This is a genomic window from Pelosinus propionicus DSM 13327 (genome assembly GCF_900114615.1).
GTDB classification, from domain to species: domain Bacteria; phylum Bacillota; class Negativicutes; order DSM-13327; family DSM-13327; genus Pelosinus; species Pelosinus propionicus.
Genome location: NZ_FOTS01000087.1, coordinates 1 through 11,576 on the forward strand (window position 1 = coordinate 1; position 11,576 = coordinate 11,576).

Here is an 11,576-nt window from a genome sequence, read left to right on the forward strand (position 1 = left end):
GCGACCTGACGATTACCGCTACAGATAAAGTGACAACGCATGGCAGAAATCTGGCAGCTGGTAATCTCAAAGTGAAAGCGGGTGCCATCGATCTTTCTGGCAGCACGACCTATGCTGGCAGCAGTGCAGCACTGACTGCAGCAGTCGGAGATCTTGACAATACGGGTGCTTCCTTGCAGACGGCTGGTACGTTAACAGCCACTTCCAGCGGAACCATTCGCAACGATCAGGATGCAAACCAGGTAAAAGGAGAAATCAAGGCGGGTCAGCTAACTCTTACGGCAGAAGCAATTAGTAACCAAGGTGGCAGCCTGACACAAATTGGGTCGGGGCTTACGACACTCACGGCTAGCAACAGCATAGACAATACTGGCGGCGAAATATTCACCAATGGGGAAACCATGCAAATCAAGGCCAATTCCATGAACAATACCCAGGGAAAACTTGAACATGCAGGTACAGGGACGTTATGGGTACACACTGACGATGATTTTAAAAATGTTAATGGTAAAGTAGCAAGTAACAGTCAAATAAATCTTAAAACAAAGAGCCTTCATAATGAGAATGGTATAATTGCAGCACAAAAACGCTTAGATATAACATCGGCATCTACAATTAATAATAGCAAAGGGTTCATTTCTAGCATTGATGATACAATTCAAATCACTGCACAAGGTTTACTGAATAACCAGGAAGGGAACATTGAGGCGAATAAAGGATTAAATCTAACAGCACAGTCATTAAATAATGTAAATGGACGAATTGTGAATGTGGATAATAGTGATATGAAAGTTGTTGCTACCGAGGGGATTCTGAATCAATTCGGACTTATGGGTGGTAATGGCAATGTAATAGTAGAAGCAGAGAGTTTTGATAATGAGGCAGGACAAGTGTTGACGGAAGGCAATCTGGCTATTTCCATGGCAAAGGGGTTTAATAATACAGATGGCAAGATCATTGCCAAGAGAAATATGGAATTTAGCCAAAGTACTGCCGATTTAAATAATAACCGTGGCACTATTGGTGCAGGCAGTGACTTAGTAGTACAGGCTAAAACTGTAAATAATAATGGCGGTAAGCTTGGCGCAGATCAAGACAGCAATATTACGGCTCAAAGTATGCAAGGTATTGGTCAAATTCTTGCTGGTCAGGATTTAAATATTAGCTTAAACGGTGATTATACGAATGAGACAGGCAATGAACTTAAAGCAAATCGAAATCTGAGTATGACTACCACCGGTATGCTTACCAATCAGGGAACAATAGGGGCAGTAGAAAATGTAAATGTATCTGGCAGCAGCATACTAAATGATACAAAAAGTATCTTAACCAGCGGCAATGCACTTACAGCCAATACAGCAGGCAGCATCATAAATAAAGGCACCATCGAAGGGGATGCAGTCAATCTTTCTGGAGAAAACATACAAAATACAGGAGCAATATTCGGTCGTAACCTAAACGTCACTGCAGATCAAATAACCAATGAAGGTTCTTCTGCTATAATTGCAACTACAGGAAATGCTAGCCTCTATGCTCGTACTGCAGTTGAGAATAAAGACGATGCCAGTATTTACAGCATGGGTGATATTGTAATTGCAGGTAGCAAAGACAAAAACAGTATTGGTGAGTACATTAATCGTACTGGTAATGTATTGAACCAATCAGCCAATATTGAAGCGGAAAAGGATATTAGTATTTATGCAGATGAGATAACAAATAAGAAACGAGAATTTGTTACAGAGCAAGTCGTAGTTTCTACGAACACGACTCATGAGACAGCAGCTATTCCAGCTAATCCACCTGGAGCAGATGTTATATCTGGAGGGTATTATGAGAAAAACGATCGTTTTTATGATGAAGCTAGTCTTTTGCCTGTAACTTATAGTGGTAAATATGTAAAAGATGGGCCGGATGCAAGAGTAACGTATGTTAGCAAAGATCAAGTAAATAAAGTAACAACAACAGAAGCAAAAATAATCCAAGATTCGCCAGAAGGGAAAATACTATCCGGTGGAAATCTTATTTTGCGAGCGATAAAGGTAAATAATGAATTAAGCTGGATGTTAGCTAACGGCACATTAGATACAGTAGCTGATAATGTAAATAATATCTCTATAGGTAATACGCGAATAACCACTACTGATAGCGAAACTGTTTATCGAACGCACCACTTTCGTGAGAGTAATTCTGGCGGTGGCGAAGAAAGTAATGGATATAGTTTAGTAGATGTATACGCAACTGAGACAATCCCAACTCATACTACAACCACCGAACAACTGCCAGGCTATACCTCTTTATATGGTGGTGGGCAAGGAGTAACTATTCAAGCCCAAACGATTACAAATCAGACGATCCAGCCTAGCGGTGCTCCAGTTGGAGATATGGCTACGACAGTAACACCAACAGAAAATAGTAAAATCCCAGTAAGTAATACGGCTAGTGGCATTGCAGTGGGAGGAAATATAGGCAATCCAGTAAGTAACAACTCAAACACGGTAACTCCAGGAAGTAATTCAGGGGCACCAGTAAGTAGTACGACTAGCGGCATTGCCACGGAAAAAAATATAGGTACTTCTGTAGGTAGCAATGCTAGCACGGTGACGCCAGGAAAAAGTTCAGGCATTTCTGTCAGTAATACTGCTAGACTAGACAATGAAGCGGGCATCTTACAAGCTGGTCGAAATTTAACGATTGAAGCCGCAAACACGGATAGTAATGGTGGTAGTCTGGTGGCAGGCAAAACGATCGATGTTCGTGGGAAGAGCCTAGCTGTTGATTTACTACAAGCAGGTGAGGACGCAACAGTCAAAATCGAGCAGGATTTTACCAATAGAGGTCAAGTGCAGAGTAATGGTGCATTAAGTATTATAGCGGGTGGAGAGGTAAGTAATGCTAGTTCAATGATCGGTTTAGATAACGTCAGTATAACTGGATCCAGTGTAACCAACGCAGCAGGAGCTGCTGTGAAAAGTGGCGGAAAGCTCGAGATCAGTGGAACCAAGGTAAGCAATCAGGGAACTATCTATGGGAAAGAAACGGTAATTGTTAAGGCTGGCAAGCAATTGAATACAATGGGAACCATCGCTGGAAGCGCTGATGTTGAAATCACTGCAGAGAATATTGACGCGACAGGAACATTGGTGGCAGGTTTAACAAACAATGGGGTCGTGGGCAGTACGGGTGATTTAACCCTTGCAGCCAGTAAAAATGTAACGGCCAAGGGGCAAAACCTGGCTGGCGGTAATCTTGCAATACAAGGTGTGAGCGTTGACGTAAGTGGCAGTACTACCTATGCCGGTCATTCGGCTAGTTTAACAGCAACTGATGGAAACGTAGATAACAGCGGCGGTAATCTGTCAGCTAAAGAGCATCTGACCATTGCGGCTAAGAATAATCTGATGAATGACGCCGCAGCCGTAAAAGCCAATCAACTCCAAATCGCCGCTAGTGACATTGACAATCGTGGCGGAGTGATCGCCCAATATGGTCAGAGTGATCTCACCATCAATACTGGGACACTGGACAATGCCAATGGTCAAATTGCTGGTAACAGTACAAATCTAACCCTTAATGTCAGCAATTTGAATAATAGTCAGGGCCAAATTCAGCATGCTGGCAGCGGTGAACTTTCTGTTCATGGCAATGGTGACTTGATCAATACTGACGGACAGATTGTCGGGAATGGAGTCATGGAGGTTCATGCTCAGACCCTAAATAATGATCAGGGGACCATTTCAGCGAAAGAAGATTTGACGATTACAGCCAACAGTCTGGATAATCAGACCGGTGTGGCGGTCAGTAATGGTGCGGTTAGCTTAGATATAGGAAATGAAATCAATAATCAAAGCGGTATAGTTGAAGCTGGTAAAACATTAACGATTGCGGCGAAAAATGTCAATAATCAGAATGGAAAACTGACCAGCCTGGATCAAAGCGGCCTTACTATGACAGTACAGCAAGATATTAACAATCGTACTGGATTGATTGGCAGTAACGGTGCTGCAGCAATAACGACGAAGAGTTTGAATAATACCAGAGGTCAGGTCTTAAGTGGAGCTAGCCTTGGAATTACAGCCAGTGACGGCATTGATAATACTGAGGGTCAACTCGTGGCTAGTCAGGATTTAACCATCGAACAGGAATATGCCGATCTAATGAACAGCAAAGGCATCTTAGAAGCTGGTCGTAATCTGGAACTGAAGGCAGCAGCCATTGACAATGCCCAGGGGCGTTTAGCGGCAAATGGGAATATAGGACTTACGTTCAATGGATTACAGGGAGTTGGCAGTGTAAATGCGGGGAACGACCTTAGTCTAAGGGTCGGAGGAGATTTTACCAATGCTTCCGGCAATACCTGGCAGGCAGTGAATGATCTTAGCATAGATGCTGTCGGCTCTGTAACCAATAGCGGCATGATGGAAGCCAGCAAAAATCTGGTGATAAGCGGTCAACAGGTGACAAACCGTGCAGGAGCTACGCTGGTTGCTAATGATGAATTACGTATAACGGCTGCTGATGATGTGACGAACAATGGCAGTATGTTTGGCAATGATGTGAACGTAGCGGCAGCCAATATTGTGAATGCCAATGAGACAGCAGCCATTGCGTCAACCAACAGTGTCAAGCTGTATGCAGCTAATGGCCTGGAGAATAAAGATGGCGCGCTCATTTATAGCATGGGCAATATTGATATTGCGGGTAGTGAAGTAAAAAGTGGCGAAGAGTACACCAACAAGGCGAAATCCCTCCTCAATCAGTCGGCCAATATTGAGGCAGAAGGAGATATAGTTATTTACGCAGATGATGTAGTGAATAAGAAGCGGGAGTTTGAGGTTGAGCAAACGGTAATTTCGGATGAGATTTATCCATTAGTGGAGGGAGAGTGGTATTACAAGATTACCACAGATGCAGATTCTTTTCGTATGAGTGGTAGAAATGTAGATCCCTTATTTAAGGAGTATCTGGGTGTCAAAGAATCAAATAAACAGGGATATTCTCGAGTGGGGTATTCAGAAGTCGAGAATTATTTACTATTGCTGGGACAAAGCGGTACCGAGACTAAAATCATTAAAGATTCCCCTGTTGGTAAAATTACTGCTGGAAAGAATTTGACTTTCAAAACCAATAAAATAATTAATGATAACAGTTGGATATTAGCAGGAAACAACTTATTTGCTAGTGGCGAGGTAGTTAACAAAGCTGTAAGCGGTAAAAGTGGGACGGTAAATCATTATGCATTGGTCGGTAACGTCTATGTTGAGGATTGGCCTTTGATGTTTGTAGATTTTTATGTTCATGCTCTTTACGACGAAGTGGTAGAGAGTGAGTCAAAACAGGAAAATATCACTACTGCCCGTTTTGGTGGCGGCCAGCAAGTCGTCATTGACGGCACCAGTATCAGCAATGTTACCGTTACCCCCGCCAGCGGCATAGGTTCGAATAAAACTCTTGGTCCATCAGGACAAATAAATGCCGCCACAGTTGTTAACAGCAATGAAGCAACCGTTAATACGGGCATCAATAGCAGCATTAACGGCAGCGCAGTACAAGGTCCGGCGGTTAGTAGTATTGGTAGCGTCGGACAAACAGGAAGTGCAACCATTGTTGTGTCTGGAACAGGAAACGATATAAGTATGAACGTTAATACTAATGTAAGCAGCAGCACCGTGCAAGGTCCGAATTTAGGTGTCCTAGGCAGTAGCGGACAAGCGGGCAGCGCCGCCGCTGTTGAAACCAGTACAGAAAGTAGCACTGTAACTACCGTTAATACCAATTTGCTCACGGATAAGCCAGCGGTAGATACTACCAGCATCGAGTCTGGTGCTCCTACCCCTAATGTAAGTCAAGTTGTCGCAGGTGAAGCCTCAACTAAGTCTAGCATAAGCACAGGAAATATGGATCCCGGTACTGTAGCCGCTTTATTGCCTAACGCTAAGGCGGAGACCGTCAAACCACCTCAAACCAACAATGGTGGCACGATCACCTTGCCGCAAAACGGTTTGTATACGGTAATACCAGATCCAAGCAGCAAATACCTAATAGAGACCAATACGAAGTTTGCCAACTACAAAACATTTATTTCCAGTGATTATCTGCTGGATAAACTAAGCTATGATCCGGCAACCACCATGAAGCGTCTTGGCGACAGTTTTTATGAGCAGAAATTGGTTCGGGAACAAATTACCGAATTAACCGGTCGGGTATTTTTAAACGGCTATGACAGTGCCGAAGGGCAGTATCAGGCACTGCTGCAAAACGGAGCTGCGGCTGCTGACAATCTTCATTTGCAAGTTGGAGTGGCCTTAAGTGCTGAGCAGCAGGCTGCATTAACCTCTGACTTGGTATGGCTGGTCGAACAGGAAGTTTCTGGTCAGAAAGTATTGGTTCCCGTCGTCTACCTCTCGGCTTTGCGGGAAGGAGACTTAACGAATAGTGGAGCAATCATCAGTGCTGATAAGGTACAAATCAGCTTAACTGGTGATATGACTAATACCGGCACCATTCAGGCGATTGAAAGCACCAAAATCGGAGCTGCCAACGTAAACAATATTGGCGGCAGCATTGATGGCGGACAGTTGACACAAATTACCTCCGATCAAGATATTTTAAATCTAAGTGGCAGCATTAGCGGCAATGATATTCTCCTCACTGCCGGTAACGATATCATCAGCCAAACCTATACCACCACAACTGAGAGTAAACATCTTTCCATGACCACAGTCAGCAATATCGCAACCATTAGCGCCGGGGATACGCTGACAGCAGTTGCTGGTCAGGATTTAACCTTGTTAGGGACTAATATTAGCGCGGGAAGTGACATAAACCTCAGTGCTCAAAACATCAAACTTGGTGTGGTCACTGACACGGATCATCTCCAGTTAATTAAAGTGACAGAAGAAGTATCTAATCTTGGCACCACGATCGTCGCTGGTGGAAATCTTAATCTGCAGGCTAGCCAGGATATGAACATGCAAGCTGCTAAGCTCAGTGCTGGCGAGGATTTAACACTAATGGCTGGCAACAACTTACAGCTGGCTGCTGTAGCGAACAGTTCCACCTCTGATTACAACATCGATGCCTATAACTTCAATAATCAAGTCACATTTACCAACCAATTAAGCAGCCTACAAGCTGGCAGTGCTCTTACCATGGTATCTGGTAGTGACATGACCTTAACGGGTGTTCAGGCTGCAGGCAATACTATCACTGCCTTAAGCGGCGGCGGCCTCACCCTAAACAGCGTTACCGACAGCGCCTTTAGTGATATCAAAACTGGAAGCAGCAAAAACTACAAACGAAACATGAATTATGACGAAGCCCTCATTGGCACCAATCTAGCAGCAACCGGTGATATCAAGGTGGGTGCTATTGACTCTATCACTATGGCTGGCAGCTCTGCCATTAGTAAAGAAGGCGGCATTACCTTAAATGCTGGTAAAGACATTGTCATTGAAGCCGTTTCAGGAAAACATGAAGCCTTAACCGAATCCAAAAAAACCAAATCCGGCTTCCTTTCTAAGAAAACAACAACGAAACGTGACTACGCCTTGTTAAATGAAGTTGTAGGCAGCGCGATCTCCGGTGAAACCGTTGACATCAGCACCGATCATGACCTGAGCGTTAAGGCCAGTAACATCGTAGCTACCAATGATCTTAACCTCACGGCAGGTAATGATATGACCATCACCAGCATGGCAGAAACTGGAGCGGAAGACCATTACAGCTACACTAAAAAATCCGGCATATTCAGCGGTGTCGGTCTAGGCTTTACCATTGGCAGCAAAAGTGAGAAGTTAACTGTCAAAGAAAAGACCCTAGCTGAAATCGGCAGCACCATCGGTTCTAATGCTGGTAATGTAACCCTAACCGCGGGCAGCCAGTTCACAAGCTCTGGGGCAAAAATCAGTGCTGGACTGGATCTTGACATCACAGGGAAATCTGTAACCATTGACAATACCAGCAATACCTATGACAGCACCACGAAGTTTGAAGTAAAACAAAGTGGTCTCAGCGTATCTTTAGGTGGTACCGTAGTAAACAAGGGATTGGATGCGGTAAACAGTATCGAACGGGCTGGTCAAGTAGCCGATGAACGACTGCAAGCCCTCTATGCCTATAAGGCCTATGATGATATTAAAGACCTAAGTAAAATAAAAAATACCAAAGACCTCAAGCAAAGTGTTAACGTAAGCGTCAGCGTTGGCAGTAGTAAAAGTACCTCCGAGCAAACCGTTCATATGGAGACGGTCAATATCTCCGACATCAGTGCCAAACAAAACATAACCATTACCGCTACAGGGGATGACGTCAATCTAACTGGTGCCAAAATTGATGCAAAAGACATCACCATCCAAGCCGTCGGTGATATCAACCTAGGTGCAGCCCAGAATCAGCAACAAACAACTAGCAGCAGCAAAAGCTCCTCTTGGGGTGCTGGTATGCAATTAGGAACGGGTATATTTGGCAGCGTTTCAAAAGGCAGCAGCAAAGAAAATGGTACTATAATTACCAATAGCGGCAGTAGTGTAACAGCTAAAGATACCCTAACCTTCCTCTCTGGAGATGATACCAATATCATTGGTTCCAAAGTGAAAGGGGATAAAGTAGTAGCTGAAATTGGCGGCAACCTCAACATCGCCAGCTTGCAGGATATTGACAACTACAGCGCGAAGACCACAAGCAGTGGCTTAAGTGCCGGTATCGGTCAAGGCGTAACGGGCTCCTACAGTAAAGGTAAAACCAACTCCAATTACCAAAGCGTAACCGACCAAGCCGGAATCTACGCCGGCGAAGGCGGATTTAACATTGAAGTGGGAGGCAATACCGACCTGAAAGGTGCGGTCATTGCTAGCGACGCGACTCCAGATAAAAACAAACTATCTACCGATACTCTTACGTACTCCGATATTCAAAATAAGGCGGAGTACAGCGCAAGCAGCATTGGAGTCAATCTTAATACAAGTCCTAATGCGAAATATAACGAACAAGGATTTACACCAAATATCGGTGTACCAGCAAGTGGAAATGATGAAAGTACTACTAAATCAGCAGTAGCTAATGGTACTATTGAAATTCGTAGCAATCCAAATCAAGATATTTCTAATCTCAGTCGTGATACTAGTGGATCATTAAACACGTTAGGTAAAATATTTGATAAGCAAACGGTTCAAGAACAACAGGAATTAGCCAAGGTATTTGGTGAAGTAGCATATGAAGAAGTTCATAAAATTTCTCAAAGGGCTCAAGACAGTGCGCAAAATGAATTAGATGCAGCTAAGAAGAATGGTGCATCTAAGGATGAACTTGATCGTCTACAAGCAAAGGTTGACTCTTGGGATGTAGGTGGAACTAATAAAGTTGCTCTGCATGCTCTTGTTGGAGGAATCATGTCTGACCTTGGCGGTAGTGGTTTCTCATCTGGTGCAGTAGGTTCAGGCTTTAATCAAGTAGTACAAAAAGAATTAAAAAATCGTTTTGAAAATCAACCAGATATGTGGCAGTGGGCTAGTGCTGTTGTAGGAGCTACAGCTACCAGTATTATTGGTGGAGATGCTCAAGCAGGAGCTAGTACTGCTGCTAGTGGGACGAAAAATAATGATAATGCATGGAGTACATATCGAGATACACAAAGGATGCGTAAGCTAGCAGCCAATACAGGAGAAACAATTAGAAGTTTAATTGATGCAGGTATTATTGGAGATCCTCGAACAATGGAGTGCGATTATGCATATTTTGAATTAAGTGCTGGATTGGGTAAATTTGTAGGTGTAGCAGGTGGTTTTATGGTGGATAAGCAAGGAAATGTATATGCAATAGTAGATGGTAGTGCAGGTGTTGGAATAGCTCCACCAATTACAGGTACATACGGCAAAGGATTTGTTGGAAATATTCCTGATACGCAGAGAGATGATTTGACAAATGCTTTAGAAGGTTTATCAGTAGGCACTACAAGTGTAGCGGGTGCTGGAGGAAATGTATCTGTGGGTTCAGGCTTTGTTCTTAGTGCGGAAGTGCAAGCTAGTTTTGGTATAGGAAAAAGCGTTGGTGCAAGGTATGCTAAACAAATATTTAACATTTTTGAGTAAAGAAGGTGAAGAATTGTTTGGAAAAGAGCTTACACGAGGAAGTAAAGTTATTGGAAGAATACTTTTTTCATTTCTTATTGCCGTAGTGCTCTTAACATTTGGCATTAGATTATTTGATTCTCAAGGTCTTCAAAAAAGAGAACAAGGTTTGATTTCAGAATTTCAAGCTATTGTTCATCCTAATGATGCAGAACAAGTAAGTTTTGAAATGAGAAGTAAAATTTTAAAGAGATGGATTCTTGCAAATTACAGGTATAGACTCAATGCGGCAGAACTAGAAAATTATTATGATCATGAATTACTCCAGAAAGGTTGGTCAAAAGTGCCTGTTAGTAAGACTGAGTATGAAACTTTTCACCACTTTAAGTATAAGAAAGGAGACTACGAAATAATTTTTAGACCATTTAAAGATTCATGGGTTATTCAAATGAATTTGAGAGATTTTTATGATAAGCTAGGGTAAATAGAAGATATATAATCAACAACGAGGTTAACGGACATAAAAATCCGTTAACCTCTGTTTTCATCTCAATGCCCTCTAGTAACATATAATTTATAGGTAATATTTCCTATTAACAACCCATGAAAATCAAATCTTGTGAATCAAAACGACTTAGACTCATTCCCTCCAGAAACACAGAAGGGACGTTTCTTTTTTGACAACAAGGTATTATACTTAAAATAAGAGGTGATGAGATATGGCAAGAGAAGCGAGAAAGTTAAGTGAGAGTGGATTTTACCATGTTGTATTTCGAGGAATAAATCATCAGGATATCTTTGAGGAAGAACAAGACTTTGAATATATGTTAGAGATATTCAAAGTCTTGAAGCAGGAAATAGGATTTGAAGTGCATGCTTATTGTCTAATGACGAATCATGTGCAAATTTTGTTAAAAGAGAATCAACCAGGGGATATATCTACAATCATAAAAAGATTGTTAATAAAATATGTAATGAAATTTAACCGAAACTATCAAAGAAGCGGAGCATTGATAGGAAGTAGGTATAAAAGTAAAGCAGTAGAGGTGGATGAGTATTTTATTCCGTTGATAATATATATTCATCAGAATCCAATGCGAGCAGGAATAGTGCAAAAACTAGAAAATTATAAATATAGCAGTTACTGTGAATATATAGCAAAACGAGAAATTGTTGAGACCAGCCTAAGTTTAGATATGCTTGGGAAAAAAGAATGGTTCAAAGCACATCAGCAGATGGTAGAAAATAAATTTGAAGTAGAAGGACGGAAAAAACTAAGTGGAGAAGAAATCCGGCAAAAAATCTTAAAAATCACAAATATTGTCCCGCAAAAAATAGGAATGCTAGAAAGAAGAGAACGAGATAAAATTATAAATCAGTTAAAAGAGGAATCATAGCCAAAAGTTGACGAAAAAGAAACGTCCCGTGCGCCAAGAAGCGCACGGAGTATAGCGGGTGAGAATCCCGCCTGGGAAGGATTAGCCATTCACCCAGTATCCAGCCTTGGGACTG

General features: G+C 42.4%; 3 protein-coding genes. All 3 read left to right on the top strand.

Going from position 1 to position 11,576, the window contains the following annotated elements:
* The first annotated feature begins 29 nt into the window (after positions 1 to 29).
* On the top strand, positions 30 to 10,085 hold the full coding sequence (locus BMZ99_RS24840) for a hemagglutinin repeat-containing protein (RefSeq protein WP_217645154.1): 10,056 nt from the start codon (positions 30 to 32) through the stop codon (positions 10,083 to 10,085).
* Positions 10,045 to 10,548: a hypothetical protein gene (locus tag BMZ99_RS24845; RefSeq protein ID WP_090944432.1), complete on the top strand. Its 504-nt coding sequence runs from the start codon at positions 10,045 to 10,047 to the stop codon at positions 10,546 to 10,548. The genes BMZ99_RS24840 and BMZ99_RS24845 overlap by 41 nt, the downstream gene beginning before the upstream one ends.
* A gap of 235 nt (positions 10,549 to 10,783) precedes the next feature.
* The gene (locus BMZ99_RS24850; protein WP_090944435.1) at positions 10,784 to 11,461 is read left to right on the top strand and encodes a transposase; all 678 of its coding nucleotides are present in this window, start codon (positions 10,784 to 10,786) and stop codon (positions 11,459 to 11,461) included.
* Positions 11,462 to 11,576 lie beyond the last annotated feature (115 nt).

Excerpts from the sequence above, each read along its gene's own strand:
- BMZ99_RS24850 (WP_090944435.1), top strand. The coding sequence starts at position 10,784 with ATGGCAAGAGAAGCGAGAAAGTTAAGTGAGAGTGGATTTTACCATGTT.